Annotated in this window: 14 protein-coding genes; 7 read left to right on the top strand and 7 right to left on the bottom strand. The window is 71.5% G+C overall.

From position 1 onward, the window contains the following. The first annotated feature begins 103 nt into the window (after positions 1 to 103). Positions 104 to 655, top strand: a complete 552-nt coding sequence (locus tag RT051_RS09260) for a YggT family protein (RefSeq protein WP_313075535.1) — start codon at positions 104 to 106, stop codon at positions 653 to 655. Between the two features lie 156 nt (positions 656 to 811). Continuing rightward, positions 812 to 2,752, top strand: coding sequence for an ABC transporter ATP-binding protein/permease (locus tag RT051_RS09255; protein WP_313075491.1), 1,941 nt, complete (start codon positions 812 to 814; stop codon positions 2,750 to 2,752). A 77-nt stretch (positions 2,753 to 2,829) separates the two neighbouring features. Here RT051_RS09255 and accD read toward each other — a convergent pair whose 3' ends face one another. From accD to asd, 7 genes are all read right to left on the bottom strand, one after another. Further along, complete coding sequence (accD, locus tag RT051_RS09250) at positions 2,830 to 3,702, bottom strand: acetyl-CoA carboxylase, carboxyltransferase subunit beta (protein ID WP_313075488.1); 873 nt, start codon at positions 3,700 to 3,702, stop codon at positions 2,830 to 2,832. A 7-nt stretch (positions 3,703 to 3,709) separates the two neighbouring features. Beyond that, a complete protein-coding gene (gene trpA / locus RT051_RS09245) occupies positions 3,710 to 4,540 on the bottom strand; it encodes a tryptophan synthase subunit alpha (protein WP_313075486.1) in 831 nt (276 codons plus the stop codon). Then, positions 4,537 to 5,802 (bottom strand): tryptophan synthase subunit beta, encoded by a 1,266-nt coding sequence (trpB, locus tag RT051_RS09240; RefSeq protein ID WP_313075482.1) that lies wholly within the window; start codon positions 5,800 to 5,802, stop codon positions 4,537 to 4,539. Before trpB ends, trpA begins: the two co-directional genes overlap by 4 nt. Further along, positions 5,803 to 6,546, bottom strand: coding sequence for a phosphoribosylanthranilate isomerase (locus RT051_RS09235; protein WP_313075478.1), 744 nt, complete (start codon positions 6,544 to 6,546; stop codon positions 5,803 to 5,805). Continuing rightward, the gene (truA, locus tag RT051_RS09230; protein WP_313075476.1) at positions 6,543 to 7,364 is read right to left on the bottom strand and encodes a tRNA pseudouridine(38-40) synthase TruA; all 822 of its coding nucleotides are present in this window, start codon (positions 7,362 to 7,364) and stop codon (positions 6,543 to 6,545) included. The genes RT051_RS09235 and truA overlap by 4 nt, the downstream gene beginning before the upstream one ends. 34 nt (positions 7,365 to 7,398) lie before the next feature. Then, on the bottom strand, positions 7,399 to 10,059 hold the full coding sequence (locus RT051_RS09225) for a FimV/HubP family polar landmark protein (protein ID WP_313075473.1): 2,661 nt from the start codon (positions 10,057 to 10,059) through the stop codon (positions 7,399 to 7,401). Between the two features lie 147 nt (positions 10,060 to 10,206). Continuing rightward, entirely contained in the window at positions 10,207 to 11,319 is a 1,113-nt protein-coding gene (gene asd / locus RT051_RS09220) for an aspartate-semialdehyde dehydrogenase (protein WP_313075470.1), read from the bottom strand. Positions 11,320 to 11,582: 263 nt separating this feature from the next. Between asd and RT051_RS09215 the strand changes: the two genes are divergently transcribed. The 5 genes from RT051_RS09215 to RT051_RS09195 all read left to right on the top strand — a co-directional run. Further along, positions 11,583 to 14,099: a DNA internalization-related competence protein ComEC/Rec2 gene (locus RT051_RS09215; protein ID WP_313075466.1), complete on the top strand. Its 2,517-nt coding sequence runs from the start codon at positions 11,583 to 11,585 to the stop codon at positions 14,097 to 14,099. A gap of 71 nt (positions 14,100 to 14,170) precedes the next feature. After that, a complete protein-coding gene (locus tag RT051_RS09210) occupies positions 14,171 to 14,863 on the top strand; it encodes a TetR/AcrR family transcriptional regulator (protein ID WP_313075464.1) in 693 nt (230 codons plus the stop codon). A gap of 14 nt (positions 14,864 to 14,877) precedes the next feature. Continuing rightward, positions 14,878 to 15,807 carry an SDR family oxidoreductase gene (locus RT051_RS09205; protein ID WP_313075461.1) on the top strand — a complete coding sequence of 310 codons (930 nt, stop codon included), beginning with the start codon at positions 14,878 to 14,880 and terminating at the stop codon, positions 15,805 to 15,807. After that, positions 15,804 to 17,423, top strand: a complete 1,620-nt coding sequence (locus tag RT051_RS09200; protein ID WP_313075457.1) for a carboxyl transferase domain-containing protein — start codon at positions 15,804 to 15,806, stop codon at positions 17,421 to 17,423. Before RT051_RS09205 ends, RT051_RS09200 begins: the two co-directional genes overlap by 4 nt. Positions 17,424 to 17,478: 55 nt before the next feature. Next, positions 17,479 to 17,716: acyl-CoA dehydrogenase family protein (locus tag RT051_RS09195; protein WP_313075454.1), on the top strand; the 238-nt coding region annotated here is incomplete at its 3' end.

Raw genomic sequence — 17,716 nt, 5'->3', positions numbered from 1 at the left:
CGCGCATGAAATGGGGCGCCGGCACGCTGCAGGGAACCGTCGATTCTAGTGGGCGGGGCAGGGTGGCTATCATCAGGGCGCAACTCCCGACCCCCCGACCATGCTGCTGCTCCAGATCGTTAGCTTTCTCCTCGACGTGGTGAGCGGCGTGCTCACCGGCGCCAGCCTGCTGCGGCTCTACATGCAGCTGCAGCACATTCCCTTCTCCAACCCCGTGGGCCGGCTGGTGTTCGCCCTGACCGACTGGCTGGTGCTGCCGCTGCGCAAGGTGGTGCCGCCGGCCGGGCGCTGGGACCTGGCGAGCCTGGCCGCCGCGCTGCTGTTGCAGCTGGCGCAATACCTGCTGCTGGCGCTCTTGCTGACCGGCGGCGCGGGGCTGGCCTGGACGCCCTGGATGGCGCTGTTCGGCACGGCCCGGGTGGCGCTGTCAGGGCTGATCGGCTTGGTGCTGGTGCATGTCGTGCTGTCCTGGGTGCAGGCGCGCTCGCCCGTGGGCGACTTGGTCACGCGGCTGTGCCAGCCGCTGCTGGCGCCCATCCAGCGCGTCGTTCCGCTGGTCGGCGGGCTGGACCTGTCTCCGCTGGTGCTGCTGGTGCTGCTGCAGGTGGCCCTGATGGTGCTGGGACACCTGCAGGCCGGCGCGATGGCGCTGTAGGGCACACCCGGGCCGCCCGTGCGCAGGCCGCGCGGCCTGCCTACGTCAGCCCTTGCCTGCCGTCTTACAAGGCCCCACGGAGCCTTCACGTAGCCTGCGCGGCAGGCCGGGGGCTTCATTTATCGGGGGTGCCCCGGGCCGCTGGGTAACGGCCAAATGAAGAACTCAACAAATCCGGGGACACACGAGGGGCCGCAGGACGGCGCGGCAGACGATCCAGCAGGGCTGGAGCGTTTCAATTTCCTCTCCGCGCGCCTGTGGCGGCGCTTCTGGGCCATCGCCTCGCCCTACTGGCGCGAGGGCGAGCGTGCCAAGGCCTGGGCCTTTCTGCTGGGCCTGGTGGTCATGCTGCTGGCCGAGACGCAGATGGCCGTGCTGATCAACAACGAGGCGGGCGAGATGACCTCGGCCCTGTCGCTGCAGGACCGCGACCGCTTCTGGCAGGCCATGCTCTGGCTGCTGCTGCTGGCCGGGGTGTTCGTGCCGGTGCGGGCGCTGTACTGGTATGTGCGCGACACCCTGGGCAACCATTGGCGGCGCTGGCTGTCGCACCGCCTGCTGGCGCGCTACTTCCACAACCGGCGCTTCTACGAGCTGACGCAGCGCGGAGGCACCCTGGACAACCCGGACCAGCGCATCGCCGAGGACGTCAACAACTTCACCGCACGTTCGCTGTACTTCCTGCTGATCGCCATTGGCTCGCTGATGCAGCTGCTGGCCTTCAGCTGGGTGCTGTGGAACATCTCGCACCTGCTGGTCTATGTGCTGCTGGCCTACACCCTCCTGGGCACCTGGGTCACGGTGAAGGTGTTTGGCGCGCCGCTCATGCGGCTCAACTTCTTCCAGCTGCGCCGTGAGGCGGACTTCCGCTTCAGCCTGGTGCGGGTGCGCGAGAACGCCGAGTCGATCGCCTTCCACCGGGGCGAGAAGGCCGAGCTGCGCCAAGTGCGCGGCCGTTTCGCCAAGGCTTTTCACAACACCCAGCAGCTGCTGAAGAAGCAGTTCAACCTGAACTTCTTCCAGCAGGCCTACAACCAGCTGGCCATCTTGCTGCCCAACGTGCTGATCGCCGACCTGGTGCTATCGGGCCAGCTGGAGGTGGGCGAGGCCATCAAGGCGGCCGGGGCCTTCCTGGCGGTGCTTGGCGCCGTCTCGCTCATCGTCGACAATTTCGAGAGCCTGAGCCGCTTCACCGCCGGCATCGAGCGCATCCACGCATTGATGGCGGCGTTGCCGCCGCGCCCGGGCGAGACCGACGAGGCCAGCGGCGAGCGCGAAGCCGGGACGCCGGCGGGCGCCCGTGCCGAGGTCATCGCGCTGCGCCCGCGGCGCCAGGACGGGGTCATCCGCAGTTCGGAGTCCGAGCGACTGTCGCTGCGCTCGGTCACCCTGCACACGCCCGACTTCTCACGCCTGCTGGTGCGCGACCTGAGCCTGACGCTGCACAGCGGCGATGCGCTGCTCATCGTGGGCGAGAGCGGCTGCGGCAAGAGTTCGCTGTTGCGCGCCATTGCCGGGCTGTGGCGCTCGGGCCAGGGCAGCATCCAGCGCCCGCCCGCGGCCGAGAGCCTGTTCCTGCCGCAGCGCCCCTACATGCAGATCGGCAGCCTGCGCGCCCAGCTGCTGTATCCGCAGCTCGACCGCGAGGTCGATGACGAGCTGCTGCTCCAGGCGCTGGCCGACGTGCACCTATCCGAGCTGGCCAAGCGCGGCGAAGGGCTGGACTCGGAGGTGGACTGGAGCCAGATCCTGTCGCTGGGCGAGCAGCAGCGCCTGGCGTTTGCGCGGGTACTGATCGCAGGCCCGCGCTTCGTGATCCTGGACGAGTCCACCAGCGCCCTCGACGCCGCCAACGAAGCACACCTGTACCAGCGCCTGCTGGCCCGGGGCGCGACCCTGGTCAGCGTGGCCCATCGCCCCGCCGTGCTGGCCTATCACACGCATGTGCTGCAGCTGACGGGCGACGGTGGCTGGAAGCTGCACCGCGCGGCCGACTTCCGCCTGGAGCCGCAGGCCGAGGCGCCGGCGCTGCACGCAGCCGCTCGCGGCCCCCAGGATGCGAGCGCGGACTGCGCCCAGGTCAAGGCGGCGGCCTGAACGAAAAAAGGGTTTGAGCGTTTTTCCGCTCAAACCCTTGTCAGTCAACGTGGTGCAGCTATGTTTTTAGATGTTTTTCAGGCGACGGCCTCGGCGGGCAGGCGCTGCAGCATGGCCAGGCACCGGGCCACGGTGGCCGGCAGCTCGCGGCGGTCCACGATCATGTCCACCGCGCCCTTGGTCTGCAGGAACTCGGCGCGCTGGAAGCCCTCGGGCAGCGTCACGCGCACGGTGGACTCGATCACGCGCGGCCCGGCAAAGCCGATCAGGGCCTTGGGCTCGGCGATCACGATGTCGCCCACGAAGGCAAAGCCGGCCGAGACGCCGCCCATGGTCGGGTCGGTGAGCACGCTGATGTAGGGCAGGCCCTTTTTTGCCAGGCGCGTGAGCGCGGCGTTCGTCTTGGCCATCTGCATGAGCGACAGCAGACCCTCCTGCATGCGCGCGCCGCCCGTGGCGGTGAAGCACAGGAAGGGCACCTTTTGCTCGATGGCCGCCTCCACGCCGCGCACGAAGCGCTCGCCCACCACCGAGCCCATGGAGCCGCCCATGAAGTCGAACTCGAACGCCGCGACCACCAGCTCCACGCCCTTGACCGAGCCGCCCATGACGACCAGGGCGTCGGTTTCGCCGGTGTTCTCCAGCGCCTCCTTGAGGCGCTCGGGGTATTTGCGACTGTCCTTGAACTTCAGCGCATCGACGGGCAGGACCTCCTGGCCGATCTCGTAGCGGCCCTCGCCGTCGAGAAAGGCGTTCAGGCGTGCGCGCGCGCCGATGCGGTGGTGGTGGCCGCAGGTCGGGCAGACGTTCTGGTTGGCCTCCAGGTCGTTCTTGTAGAGCACCGTCTCGCAGCTGGGGCACTTGATCCACAGCCCTTCGGGCATCTGCCGGCGCTCGGCCGGGTCGGTCTGCTGGATCTTGGAGGGCAGGAGTTTTTCGAGCCAGGACATTGCTGGGTTACCTCTTGATGTCGTCGCTTGGGGTATCGAGGGCCTTGCGCACCTGGCGCAGGAAGTCCACAGTGATGCCGACCACGCGCTCGTGCGGCTGGCCGTCGATGAGGCCGATGATGCGGCTGCCGATGACCACGGCGTCGGCGACCTGGCCGACGGCCTGGGCCGTGGCCGCGTCGCGGATGCCAAAGCCCACGCCCACGGGAATCTTCACATGCTCGCGGATGCGCGGCAGCATGGCCGCCACCTCGGCAGTGTCCAGCGCCGCCGAGCCCGTCACGCCCTTGAGCGAGACGTAATAGACGTAGCCGCTGGCCACCCGCGCCACCTGGGCCATGCGCTCGGGCGTGGAGGTGGGGGCGAGCAGGAAGATCATGTCGATGCCGTGCGCACGCAGCTCGGCGGCGAACTCCACGCACTCCTCGGGCGGGTAATCGACGATCAGCAGACCGTCGACGCCGGCGTCCTGCGCATGGCGCGCGAACGCGCCCTTGCCGTGCTGCTGCTCGTAGCGCTCGACCGGGTTGGCATAGCCCATGAGCACCACGGGCGTGGTCTTGTTGCGCTGGCGGAAGATGCGCACCATCTCCAGCACCTGGGCCAGGCCCACGCCCAGTGACAGGGCTTTCTCGCCGGCCTTCTGGATGACCGGGCCATCGGCCATGGGGTCGGAAAACGGCACGCCCAGCTCGATGACGTCCACGCCCGCCTCGACCATGCCGTGCATCAGCGCCGGCGTGATGTCGGCGAACGGGAAGCCCGCGGTGACATAGGGAATCAGCGCGGTGCGGCCGGCGGCCTGCAGCGCATCGAAAGTGGCCTGGATGCGGCTCATTCCCTGGCTCCCTTGACGGCGATGCCGCGCGTGCTGGGCCGCTCGCTGAAGTCGACGCCCGACAGGTCGGCCACGGTGCCAATGTCCTTGTCACCCCGGCCCGACAGGTTGACCAGGATGGATTGGCTGGGCGCCATGGTCGGGGCAAGCTTCATGGCGTAGGCAAAGGCGTGGCTCGACTCCAGCGCCGGGATGATGCCCTCGGTGCGGCACAGGTGGTGGAAGGCGTCCAGCGCCTCCTGGTCCGTGATGCCGACGTACTCGGCACGCCTGATTTCCTGCAGCCAGGCGTGCTCGGGGCCGACGCCGGGGTAGTCCAGCCCGGCGCTGATGCTGTGCGTCTCGGTGATCTGGCCGTTCTCGTCCTGCAGGATGAAGGTGCGGTTGCCGTGCAGCACACCCGAGGAGCCGCGCTGCAGGCTGGCCGAGTGCCGGCCCGACTCCAGGCCTTCGCCAGCCGCTTCCACGCCGATCAGGCGCGTGGCCGCGTGCGGGATGTAGGGGTGGAAGATGCCCATGGCGTTGCTGCCGCCGCCCACGCAGGCGATGACCGCATCGGGCTGCTCGGCAGCGCTACCCTGGCGGGCCAGCAGCTCGGGCATCTGCACCAGGCATTCCTGGCCGATCACGCTCTGGAAGTCGCGCACCATCATGGGATAGGGGTGGGGGCCGGCCACGGTGCCGATGATGTAGAAGGTGTTCTCGACGTTGGCCACCCAGTCGCGCATGGCCTCGTTGAGCGCGTCCTTGAGCGTCCTGCTGCCCGACTCCACGGGTACCACGGTGGCGCCCAGCAGCTTCATGCGATAGACGTTGGGGCTCTGGCGGCGCACGTCCTCGGCACCCATGTAGATGATGCATTCCAGGCCATAGCGCGCGCAGATGGTGGCCGTGGCCACGCCGTGCTGGCCCGCGCCGGTCTCGGCGATGATGCGCGGCTTGCCCATGCGGCGCGCCAGCATGGCCTGGCCGATGACGTTGTTGATCTTGTGCGCGCCGGTGTGGTTGAGGTCCTCGCGCTTCAGGTAGATCTGCGCGCCGCCGAGCTCACGGCTGGTGCGCGCGGCGTGGTAGACGGGTGAGGGCCGGCCCACGTAGTGCGCGAGTTCGCGCTGGAATTCCGCCTGGAACTCGGGGTCGTGCTGGTAGCGCGCATAGGCGCTGCGCAGCTCCTGGATGGCGTGCGTGAGCGTCTCGCTCACGAAGCTGCCGCCATAGGGGCCGAAGTGGCCGGATGCGTCGGGTTGTTGGTATGCGGACATTTACAGAGAAGAGGGGACAGAGGCCGCATCGGCCGCGCGCACCGCGGCGATGAAGCGTTGGATCTTGCCGGCGTCCTTGATGCCCTTGCAGGCCTGGCCCTCGGGGCCGGTGGCTTCCACGCCGGAGCTGACGTCAACCGCGAGCGCGCTGCAGCGCCCGCGCAGCTGCGCGATGCCATCGCTCACGTTTGCAGGCGTGAGCCCACCAGACAAGACGAGGGGACCGCCGGCGGCGGGTGGAAGCTGTGACCAAGAGAGAGCCTTGCCGCCCCCGCCATAGCCTTCGACCAGGGCGTCGAGCAGGATGGCGCGGGCGCGGGAGTGTTGCCGGGCATATTCTATGAGGTCGAACCGCGCCGCGTCGTCGCCCAGGGGAATGCGCGCCGCACGCAGGAAGGGCGTGCGCCCGCCGTCGGTGGCGTCCAGACAGTCCTGGGGCGATTCATCCCCATGAAACTGGGCCCAAGCCCCCGGCACGCCTTGACATGCAGCTATCACTTCGGTAGCGGGGGCATTGACGAACAGCAGCACCGGGGTGACGAAGGGCGGCAGGCGCCGGGCCAGCTCGGCGGCGCGGAGGGCGGTCACGGCGCGCGGACTCTTCGGGTAGAGCACGAAGCCCACGGCGTCGGCGCCAAGGGCCACGGCGGCGTCCACGTCCTGCTCGCGGGTCAGGCCGCAGATCTTGATGCGGGTGCGCGGCGTACAGGCGGCGATCGGGTCGGGGGTGGCGGGGCCGTTCATGGCAACAGATCGTAGCCAGCCGTGCGCTCGGGCAGGCCCCAGATGGGGTCGTATTGCGGCCCGAGGAAGTACAGCCCGTCGGGCGAGAAGGTGGGCGCGGCGGCCTCGCGCGAGCGCGCCCGCAGCACCTCGCCCATCCACGCGGGCGGGCGCAGGCCCTGGCCGACGGCGACGACAGAGCCCATGATGTTGCGGATCATGTGGTGCAAGAAGGCGTCGCCCTCGAAGTCGAAGCGCCAGTAGCAGCTGGCCGCGCCGTGCGGGCCACCGGCGCCCGCCGGTGGCCCGCGCCGTGTGATGTCGATGCGCCGCAGCGTCTTGACGGGCGTGCGGGCCTGGCAGCCCGAGGCGCGAAACGAGCTGAAATCATGCTCGCCCAGCAGGTGTTCGATGGCCTCGCGCATCGCGTCTTCGTCGAGCGGTCGCCAGACCCAGCCCACGCGCGCGGCCTCAATGCTGGGCCGCACGGGCGACTGCAGCAGCACATAGGCATAACGGCGGCCCACGGCGCAGGCGCGGGAGTGGAAGCTGTCGGGCACGGGCTGGGCCCACTGCACGGCGATGTCCGGCGGCAGGAAGGTGTTGGTGCCGCGCACCCAGGAGAACGGCGCGCGCTCGAGCGAGGTGTCGAAGTGCACCACCTGCATCAGCCCATGCACGCCGGCGTCGGTGCGGCCGGCGCAGACCGTGGAGACGGGGACGGTGGCGAAACGCTCGAGCGCCGCCTCCAGCCGGTCCTGCACGGTGTTGCCGCCGGGCTGGCTTTGCCAGCCGCTGTAGGCCGTGCCGCCGTAGCTGACGCCCAGGGCCATCCTCATGGCAGCGCCACGCTCTTGCAAACCCGAGGCGCCATCAGGAAAGCTCTTGCAGCAGGCGCTCGGCGCGTGCGCGCACGTCGCCGGTGGCTTCGGCGACGACTTCCTCGATCAGGGTGCGGGCCCCCTCGTCGTCGCCGATGGCGCGGAACTCCTCGGCCAGCGCCAGCTTGGTGGCCAGCGGGTCTTCGGGCAGCAGGTCGCCCGCAGCGTGCGGCTGCGCGGCCTGCGCGGGGCCGCTGGGCGCGGAGGGTGTTGCGCTGGCGGGGCTGTCTCCCAGGTCGAGCGCGAAATCCCCCAGGTCGAAATCCAGCGCATCGGTGCTGGCGCTGCCCGCGGCGGGCTGCGGGGCAGGCGGCTCCAGGTTCAGGTCGAGGTCGAGGTCGGGAAACTCCAGCGCCAGGGGGTCGCCGTCCGGGGCGGCCTGCGGTTCGCCGTCGGCGGCGCCGTCCGCGTCTGCGGGCAGCTCCAGGTCGATGGTTTCGACCTCGGGCGCCTGGACGGGCTCTGGCACGGGCTCTGCTGCCGGCTCGGAGACGCGCTGCGGCTCCGCCACCGGCTCGGGCGCGGGCGCCGGGCGCTCCGACGCCTCGGCCGCGGCCTCCTGGGCGGCCAGTTCCGCGCTGGCCGCGGCCGCGGCGGCAGCAAAAGTGCTGGGCTGCGGGGCGGGTGCAGGTGGCTGCAGGTCGAGGTCGAAATCCAGGTCCAGGTCCAGTTCGGGCAGGGCCGGGCCGGGCTCCAGGTCGATGTCGAGGTCGGCGTCCGGCCCGGCGGGCTCGGGATTGCCAACATCGGTGCCAGCAACCAGGGCAGAGCCCGCCGCCAGGGCCGCGGCTGCGCCCAGCGGCGCCGGTTGCGCCGCCTGGTAGAGGGGGTTGGCCGGGTCCGCCTCGCGGCCAAGCTCGGCCACGCGGGCCCACTCCTCGCCCTGGCCACTGGTCAGCTCGTGCACCCTGCGGGCGGCAGCCTCCAGGGCCCGGCGGTCGTGCCGCCGCGCATGGATCTCTGCCAGCTTGGCGGGGATGGCCGCGCGCTCGGGCTGGTGGCGTTGCGCTTCCTTGAGAATTTCTTCGGCCTGCGCATCGCGGCCATAGGCCAGATAGACGTCGGCCTCGGCCACCGGGTCGGCATCGCCCGCATCGAGCTGGCTGGGCGAGTAGGCGGAAGCGGCCGCGTCGTCCTGCGCCGTGTCCACCCGCTGGCCGCCGCTGCTGCCGAAGAAGGAGTCGGGCTGCAGCGGGTTCTCCAGGAAGGCGCTGTCCACTTCCTCCTCCTGGCTGCGGCGTTTTTGCACCGCGCGCCAGCCGCCGTAGCCGAGCAGCAGCAGGATGATGGCTAGCCCCGCCGCGGGCATGAGCGGCTCCTCCATCAGGGTGCCGAAGAAGCTGGGGGCCGCCACCGGCGGCGTGGCGGCGGGCGCCGCTGGCGCTACGGGCGCGGCAGGCCCCGGCACGGCCGGCCCGGGCGTGTCTGCGCCAGTTGCCGGGGGCTGAGTGCCTGCGAGGTCGCCGAGAGGGGCAGCATCCGCCGGGAGAGCGATGGCGCCGGGGGAGGCACTGTCCGGAGCGGGCGTGGTTTCTCCAGCCGGCTGCACCGGGGCGGGCGCGGCAGGGGCGGCCGTGCCGGAGGAGCCGCCCAGCTGGTTCAGCTCGGCGATGTTGCGCGACAGTTCGGCCACGCGGGCCGCGTCCTGGTCGGCCTGCTTCTCGCGCGCCAGCTGCTCCTCGGCCTGGCTGGCGCCCGCGCCGTTCTTGGCCAGGGTCAGCCGGTCGGGGCTGGCCTCGGCGCCCGGGCGGTCGCGCACCTCGGCCTGGGCCACGCTGCCGCTGGCCGAACGCTCGGGGGTGGCGGTCCGGGTGGCGGGCGCGGCCCGGGCCAGGCGGCGACGATATTCGTTGAAGTCGCGGCTCTGCGCGGCAATGATGCGCCGCGCCTCGGGCGCCGGGGTAGCGAGCGCTTCGGACTCGCTGGGCATCTGCAGCACCGCGCCGGCGCGCAGGCGGTTGACGTTGCCCTGCACGAAGGCTTCGGGGTTGGCGCGCGCCAGGGCAACCAGCATCTGGTCCAGCGAGATGCCGGCGGGCCGGCGCGCCTGGGCGATCTGCCCGGCCGTGTCGCCGCTGCGCACCGTCACCTCGCCGCCCGGCGGGGCGGCTGCGGAGGCCGCGGCACGGGCCGGGCGCGGAGCGGGCGCAGCTTCTGGCGCGGTGCGCGGCCGCGCGGCCGGGGGAGCGACCTGTGGCGCGGCTGCAACTGCGGCCGGTGGCTGGCGCAGCGCCGGTGGGTCGAACAGCAGGGTGTAGGTGCGCACGATGTGGCCGGCGTTCCAGCCCGCATCGATGACCAGGTCCAGGAAAGGCTCGTTGATGGGCCGCTCGCTGCGCAGGCGCAGCACCATGGAGCCGTCGCCGCGGCGCTGCAGCTGCACCTGCACGCCGTGCACCGCGGCGGCATAGTCCACGCCCTGGGCGCGGAACATCTCCGGGCTTGCGGGTGCCACGCGCAGCGACTCGGCCTCGGCCGCCGTGATCTGAGGCAGCTCGATCTCGGCGCGCAGCGGCTCGCCCAGGGCCGACTGCACGGTCACGCGCCCAAGGGCCAGGGCGCTGGCGTCGGCGCTGTACAGGCCTGTCGACAGGACGGCGGCTGCGGCCAGCGCAGGGAGGGTCCAGCGTTGCGTGGGGGCGGGAGGGGGCATGGGAGGTGAGGAGGAGGCTGGGATTCGTGCGCTCCAGGGTGGGCCGGCGGCTGCCCCGGAGCGGGTGCGAAAAGCACCATATCAGCAACAGTTTGTACTGACAAGGCGAGGCAGGGCGCCCCCGCCGCCCCGACTTGCCGGGAGGTCTCAGGCCTGGAGCAGGATGCGCAGCATGCGGCGCAGCGGCTCGGCCGCACCCCACAGCAGCTGGTCGCCGATCACGAAGGCCGAGACGTATTCGGGCCCCATGTTGAGCTTGCGCACGCGGCCCACGCCGACCTGCAGGCCGCCGGTGATGGAGGCGGGCGTCAGCTCCTTCACCGTGAGCGCGCGCTCATTGGCGACGAACTTGACCCAGGGGTTGCCGCCCTGGATGAGGGATTCGATCTTGGCCAGGGGCAGGTCCTTCTTCAGCTTCAGCGTCAGCGCCAGCGAGTGGCAGCGCATGGCACCGATGCGCACGCACAGGCCGTCGACGGGGATGGTGCTCTCAGTGCCCAGGATCTTGTTGACCTCGGCCTGGCCCTTCCATTCTTCCTTGGACTGGCCGTTGTCCAGCTGCGAGTCGATCCAGGGGATCAGGCCGCCGGCCAGGGGCGCGCCGAAGAACTCGGTGGGCACATCCTGGCGGATGGTCTGCGCGACCTTGCGATCGATGTCCAGGATGGCCGAGGCGGGCGTGGCCAGCTCATCGGCGACCGCGCCGTGGATCACGCCCATGCCCTTGAGCAGCTCGCGCATGTGGTTGGCGCCGCCGCCCGAGGCCGCCTGGTAGGTCATGGAGCTGACCCATTCGACCAGGTCGGCCTTGAACAGCCCGGCCAGGCCCATCAGCAGGATGGAGTTGGTGCAGTTGCCGCCGATCCAGTTCCTGCCGCCGGCGGCCAGCTTCTTCTGGATCAGGCCCTCGTTGACCGGGTCGAGCACGATGACCGCATCGTCCTCCATGCGCAGCGCGCTGGCCGCATCGATCCAGTGGCCCTGCCAGCCGCTGGCGCGCAGCTTCGGGAACACCTCCTTGGTCCAGTCGCCGCCCTGGCAGGTGATGACGATGTCGCACCTGGCCAGCTCGGCGATGTCGCCGGCGTCCTTCAGTTCGGTGTGCGCGCGCGCCATGGCGGGCGCCTTGCCGCCAGCGTTGGAGGTGGAGAAGAAGACCGGCTCGATCAGCTCGAAGTCGCCCTCGGCCTGCATGCGGTCCATCAGAACGGAGCCCACCATGCCGCGCCAGCCGACCAGGCCTACCAGTTGCTTGCTCATTTGAAATGCCCTTTCACGAGGTTTGAAAAACAGTACGCACGCGACCGGCGGCTGCTTTCTCGGCCCCGGCTCGTCTGGGCCAGGGAGGGCGCACGACGATGCCGGAGCTGGGTCAGCCCTTGATGGTCGTGGTTTTGGTGGAAGCCATGCGCGCGGCCCGGCCCGCCGCGGAGGCGGGCTTGCCCGTCAGGGCGGGGGTGGGGGCGGCGGCATGCATGGCGGCGCATTGTAGCGGACGGCGGGTGTGTGGTATGCATGCACGCATGAGCAGCCCCGCCGCCCGCCCGCACAGCGCCGCCCCGCGTGGGCACCTGCGGGCGCGCTGGCCGGGCACGGCCGCGCTGCTGGGCGTGGTGGCGGGCACGGCGCTGCAGCTGCAGCAGCGCGAGCTGGCGTCCGTGTTGGCCCATGCAGCGGCGCTGGCCGCCGGGCTGGCGCTGCTGGCCTCCCTGGTGCTGCCCCGCACCCGGTCGGGGCTGCGCCTGGCGCGCGCCGGCCTGGGCGCTGCGGCGCTGGCCTGGGGGCTGTGCGGGTTGCGGGCGCTGGCGTTCGAGGGCGGGGCGCTGGCGCCACAGTGGCAGGGCGTGGACCTGCGCGTCACCGGCACCATTGCCGCCATGCCGCAGGCACGCGAGAACGGCCTGCGCCTGCGGCTCGCGGTGGAGTCGGCGCACGCAGCCGGCGACCCCGGCCCCGCCGTGCCGCTGCCGCAGCTGATCGACCTGTCCTGGTACGCGGCCGGCTGGGGCGGCGAGAGCGCGGCCCCGCTGCCGGCCGTGCGCGCCGGCGAGCGCTGGCGCCTGACCGTGCGGCTAAAGGCCCCGCACGGCGCGCGCAACCCGCACGGCTTCGACTACGAGCTGTGGCTGTGGGAGCAGGGCGTGCAGGCCACCGGCTACGTGCGCAGCGGCGCGCGCGATGCGCCGCCCGAGCGCCTGGACCAGACCTGGCGCTACCCCGTCGAGCAGCTGCGCCAGGCCGTGCGCGACGCCATCGCGGCCCGCCTGGCCCCGGCCGAGGCCGATGAAGCGCGGCGGCGCGCTTCGGGCGTGGTGGCGGCGCTGGTCACGGGCGACCAGCGCGCCATCGACCGCGCCGACTGGGAGGTGTTCCGCACCACCGGGGTGGCCCACCTGATGAGCATCTCGGGGCTGCACATCACGCTGTTTGCCTGGATCGCCGCCGCGGCGCTGCAGTGGCTGTGGCGCCGCAGTGCCCGGCTGTGCCTGGCCGTGCCGGCGCCCCACGCGGCGCTGGTCGGCGGCGTGCTGCTGGCGGGCGCCTACGCCCTCTTCAGCGGCTGGGGCGTGCCCGCGCAGCGCACGGTGCTGATGCTGGCCAGCGTCGCGCTGCTGCGCCTGTCGGGGCGGCGCTGGCCCTGGCCGCAGGTCTGGCTGCTGGCCTGCGCGGTGGTGCTACTGGCCGACCCGTGGGCACTGGTGCAGCCGGGTTTTTGGCTGAGCTTCGTGGCAGTGGGAGTGCTGTTTGCTACCGATAGAGGAGCACAAGGCCCAGGGGGTAAAAGGGCTGCAGCCCGTTTTCTTCATATTTTGCGCGAGCAGTGGATCGTGACCCTGGCGCTGGCGCCGCTCACGCTGCTGCTGTTCGGTCAGGTCTCGGTCGTGGGGTTGCTGGCCAACCTGCTGGCCATACCCTGGACCACGCTGGTGCTGCTGCCCGCGGCGCTGGGCGGCGTGCTGTGGCCGCCGCTGTGGCAGCTGGCGGCCTGGAGCGCCGAGCTGCTGGGCCTGTGGCTGCAGTGGCTGGCCGGCTGGCCCGGGGCTCAGCTGCTGCTGCCCCGGGCGCCTTTGTGGGCAGGCCTGCTGGCGGTGGGGGCGGGCGTGCTGCTGGTGCTGCGCCTGCCCTGGGGCGTGCGCCTGCTGGCCCTGCCGCTGGCGCTGCCGGCGCTGGCCTGGCAGCCGGCGCGGCCGGAGCCCGGGCAGTTCGACCTGCTGGCGCTGGACGTGGGCCAGGGCCAGGCCGTGCTGGTGCGCACCGCCGGGCGCAGCCTGCTCTATGACGCCGGCCCGCGCTACGGCACCAGCGGCGACGCGGGCGAGCGCGTGGTCGTGCCGCTGCTGCAGGCCCTGGGCGAGCGGCTGGACCAGCTCGTGCTCAGCCACGGCGACAGCGACCACACCGGCGGCGCCGCCGCCGTGCTGGCGCAGCAGCCCGGGGCGCGGGTGTCGGGCTCGATCGATGCCGGCCACCCGCTGCAGGCGCTGCGCCTGGTGCAACCCTGCGTGGCCGGGCAGCGCTGGCGCTGGGACGGGGTCGATTTCGAGATGCTGCACCCGGCGCCAGAGCTGCCGCCTGCCGCCGGCGCCGCCTCCCGCCCCAATGCGCGCAGCTGCGTGCTGCGCGTGCAGGCGCAGGGGCTGGCGGGCGCCAGCGCAGGGCGCGCCGCCCTGCTGGCCGGCGACATCGAACGCGCCCAGGAGCTGGCGCTGGTGGCCGCCGGCGCGCCCCTGGCGGCGGACCTGCTGCTCGTGCCGCACCACGGCAGCCGGACGTCCTCGAGCGATACCTTCCTCGACGCCGTGCGCCCCTCGGTGGCGCTGGTCCAGGCGGGCTGGCGCAACCGCTTCGGCCACCCGGCGGCCGAGGTGCGCGAGCGCTACCGCACGCGGGGTGCGGCGCTGGTGCAGACGGCCGTCTGCGGCGCGGCGGGCTGGTCGTCGGCCACCGGGCAGGTGCGCTGCGAGCGCGAGGCGGGGCGGCGCTACTGGCACCACCGGGTGGACGAGGGCGCCGGGCGACAGGGCGCGGATGTCCCGTGATGGCCCGCACAGGGTATTTTTACAAAGCAATCGCTTGCTAAAAATAAATCGCTTTGCTATCGTGCCTTCCCATGCCGAAGCAAAAGCCCCGTCCTGGCCCCGCGGACACTGAAATCGCCGCTGCGAACAGCGCCCCGGCCGAGCCCGCGCGCCGTCCGCGCGGCCGGCCGCGCAAGACGGCGGGCGAGCAGGACGACGGCAACCGCCGCCGCAAGCTCATGGACAAGGCCGCCCGGCTGTTCCTGAGCAAGGGCTACGCCGCCACCAGCACGCGCGACATCGCTGCCGCGGTCGGCATGCACAGCGGCTCGCCCTACTACCACTTCAAGAGCAAAGGGGCGCTCCTGCACGCCGTGATGGGCGAGGGCATGGCCGGCGCCCTGCAAAGCCAGCAACAGGTGCTCGAGCGCCTGGGTGCAGCCGCCGCGCCGCGCGAGCAGCTGCGCGTGCTGGTGCGCCACCACTTCGAGATCCTGTTGGGGCCGCGCAGCGGCTTCATCCCCGTGATGCTCTACGAGTGGCGCTCGCTCACTGCCGCGCAGCGCAAGGACGTGGCACGCATCAAGGACGAGTACGAGGCCGCCTGGATGCCGGCCCTGCAGGCCCTGGCGCAGGCGGGCGCGCTGCGGGCCGAACCGGCCGTGGCCCGGCTCTTCATCTTCGGCGCGTTGAACTGGGCCGTGAGCTGGTTTTCGCCGCGCAAGGGACTCTCGCTCGACGCGCTCACCGAGCAGGCCCTGCTGCTCTTCATCCACCAGGACTGACTCACCCACCTGTCATGACCTATTCCGACGTTTCTTCTTCTTCCACCTACCGCTCGGTCTTCGCGCCGGGCCTGTTCACGGGCCAGACGGTGGTCGTCACCGGCGGCGGCTCCGGCATCGGCCGCTGCAGCGCGCACGAGCTGGCGCAGCTGGGCGCGCACGTCGTGCTGGTCGGCCGCAAGCCGGAAAAGCTCGCCGCCGTGCAGCAGGAGATCGAGGCCGACGGCGGCCGGGCCTCCAGCCACGCCTGCGACATCCGCAACGAGGACGCGGTGGCGCAGCTGGTGCAGGCCGTGCTGGCCGAGTGCGGCCGCATCGACGGCCTGGTCAACAACGCCGGCGGCCAGTTCATGGCACCGCTGGAGAGCATCTCGGCGCGCGGCTGGGAGGCGGTGGTCAACACCAACCTGACGGGCGGCTTCCTGCTGGCGCGCGAGTGCTTCAAGCAGTGGATGGCTGCGCACGGCGGCTCCATCGTCAACATCGTTGCCGACATGTGGGGCTCCATGCCCGGCATGGGCCACAGCGGCGCGGCGCGCGCCGGCATGGTCAGCTTCACCGAGACGGCGGCCGTCGAGTGGGCGCGCGCCGGCGTGCGCGTGAACGCCGTGGCGCCGGGCTACATCGCCTCCAGCGGCATGGACAACTACCCGCCCGAGGCCGGCGACATGCTGCGCGCCATGCCGCGCACCGTGCCGTTGGGCCGCATGGGCACGGAGGCCGAGGTCTCGGCCGCCATCGCCTTTCTGCTGAGCCCGGCCGCCAACTTCATCAGCGGCACCACGCTGCGCGTGGACGGCGCGCGCCCCCAGGTGCGCATGGGCTGGGGCATGCGCCAGCCGGACGCCCAGGTGCAGCAGCGCCCCGCCGTGCGGCCGTTCGATGGCTTTCACCGCGCGCAGACGCCCAGGGTCTTCACGGATGAGGCCGGGAGCGAGGCATGAGCGTCACTGAATTCACCTCGCGCTTCAGCGCCCAGGCGCCCGACGCCCAGCGCCGCCGCGAGGCGCAGCTCGAGCGCCTGGCGCAGCTGCGTGCGCTGGAGGAGCGCGCGGCCGCCGCGTCGGCGCGCTCGCTGCCGCAGTTCACCAGGCGCGGCCAGCTGCTGCCACGCCAGCGCGTGGCGCTGCTGCTCGATGCTGGCGCGCCCTGGCTGCCGCTGTGCGCCCTGGCGGGCTACCTGCAGGACACGCGTGAAGAGGCCAGGTCCGTGCCAGGTGGCGGCGTGATTGCCGGCATCGGCTTCGTCTCGGGCGTGCGCTGCATGGTGGTGGCCAGCGACTCAGGGATAGAGGCCGGCGCCATCCAGCCCATGGGGCTGGAAAAAATCCTGCGCCTGCAGGAGATCGCGCTGCAAAACCGCCTGCCCTTCGTGCACCTGGTGGAGAGCGCCGGCGCCAACCTGATGCGCTATCGCGTCGAGGGCTTCGTGCACGGTGGTGCGCTGTTTCGCAACCTGGCGAGGTTGTCGGCGGCCGGCATCCCGGTGCTGACCATCCAGCACGGCTCGGGCACGGCCGGCGGCGCCTACATGCCGGGGCTGTCGGACGTGGTCGTCATGGTGCAGGGCCGCTCGCGCGCCTTCCTGGCCGGCCCGCCGCTGCTCAAGGCCGCTACCGGCGAGATCGCCACCGAGGAAGAGCTCGGCGGCGCCGAGATGCACACCAGCGTCTCGGGCCTGGGCGAATACCTGGCGGGCGACGACCGCGAGGCCATCGGCATTGCGCGCGCCGTCATCGCCCAGAGCGACTGGGGTGGGCCGGCCGAGCCGCGTGCGGCGGCCGAGCCGCTGCTGCCGGCCGACGACCTGCTGGCGCTGATCTCGCCCGACCTGCGCCAGCCGGTGGACATGCGCGAGGTCATCGCGCGCCTGACCGACGGCTCCGAGCTGCTGGAGTTCAAGGCGCGCTACGGCAGCGCCACCGTCTGCGCCCAGGGCCGCATCGCCGGCCACGCCGTGGGCTTCATCAGCAACAACGGCCCCATCGATGTGGCGGGCGCCAACAAGGCCACGCACTTCATCCAGTGGATGTGCCAGCTGGGCCAGCCCATCGTCTACCTGCAGAACACCACCGGCTACATGGTCGGCAAAGACAGCGAGCAGGGCGGAATGATCAAGCACGGCAGCAAGATGATCCAGGCCGTTACCAATGCCACTGTGCCGCAGATCACCATCCAGTGCGGCGCGAGCTTCGGCGCCGGCAACTACGGCATGTGCGGGCGTGGCTATGCGCCACGCTTCCTGTTCAGCTGGCCCGGCGCCAGGACGGCAGTCATGGGCGGCGAGCAGGCCGCGCGCACCATGCAGATGGTCACCGAAGGGGCGCTTGCCCGCAAAGGCATCACGCCCGACCCGCAGGAGTCGCGGGCGCAGTTCGACCGCATCGTCGCCATGTTCGAGCAGCAGGCGGACGTCGCCTACACCAGTGGCCTGCTGCTGGACGACGGCGTGATTGACCCGCGCGACACCCGCGCCGTGCTGGCCTTCTGCCTGGACACCGTGGCCGAGGCGGCGGCGCGGCCGCTGCGGCCCATGCAGTTCGGCGTGGCGCGCATGTAGCGCAGCGCCACCCCTTACAGAACATTCAGAACACCCAGAACACCCCGGAGACACCATGCAACTGACGCACGAGCATCGCGAGATCCAGAAAACCCTGAAACGCTTCATCGACGAGGAGATCAACCCCCACGTGGACGCATGGGAGGAGGCCGAGATCTTCCCCGCGCACGAGGTCTTCAGGAAACTGGGCGACCTGGGCCTGCTGGGCCTGACCAAGCCCGAGGAATACGGCGGCGCGGGGCTGGACTACTCCTACGGCATGGCCATGGCCGAGACGCTGGGCCACATCCACT

Origin of the sequence: Melaminivora sp., from assembly GCF_032059615.1 — a bacterium.
GTDB lineage: Bacteria > Pseudomonadota > Gammaproteobacteria > Burkholderiales > Burkholderiaceae_C > Melaminivora.
This window is presented reverse-complemented; position numbering and strand designations above follow the sequence as displayed.

Coding starts and splice junctions, on each gene's coding strand:
- trpB (WP_313075482.1), bottom strand. CDS start 5,802: ATGTCCGCATACCAACAACCCGACGCATCCGGCCACTTCGGCCCCTAT.
- RT051_RS09255 (WP_313075491.1), top strand. CDS start 812: ATGAAGAACTCAACAAATCCGGGGACACACGAGGGGCCGCAGGACGGC.
- asd (WP_313075470.1), bottom strand. CDS start 11,319: ATGAGCAAGCAACTGGTAGGCCTGGTCGGCTGGCGCGGCATGGTGGGC.
- trpA (WP_313075486.1), bottom strand. CDS start 4,540: ATGAGCCGCATCCAGGCCACTTTCGATGCGCTGCAGGCCGCCGGCCGC.
- RT051_RS09235 (WP_313075478.1), bottom strand. CDS start 6,546: ATGAACGGCCCCGCCACCCCCGACCCGATCGCCGCCTGTACGCCGCGC.
- truA (WP_313075476.1), bottom strand. CDS start 7,364: ATGAGGATGGCCCTGGGCGTCAGCTACGGCGGCACGGCCTACAGCGGC.
- RT051_RS09205 (WP_313075461.1), top strand. CDS start 14,878: ATGACCTATTCCGACGTTTCTTCTTCTTCCACCTACCGCTCGGTCTTC.
- RT051_RS09225 (WP_313075473.1), bottom strand. CDS start 10,059: ATGCCCCCTCCCGCCCCCACGCAACGCTGGACCCTCCCTGCGCTGGCC.
- RT051_RS09200 (WP_313075457.1), top strand. CDS start 15,804: ATGAGCGTCACTGAATTCACCTCGCGCTTCAGCGCCCAGGCGCCCGAC.
- RT051_RS09215 (WP_313075466.1), top strand. CDS start 11,583: ATGAGCAGCCCCGCCGCCCGCCCGCACAGCGCCGCCCCGCGTGGGCAC.
- RT051_RS09210 (WP_313075464.1), top strand. CDS start 14,171: ATGCCGAAGCAAAAGCCCCGTCCTGGCCCCGCGGACACTGAAATCGCC.
- accD (WP_313075488.1), bottom strand. CDS start 3,702: ATGTCCTGGCTCGAAAAACTCCTGCCCTCCAAGATCCAGCAGACCGAC.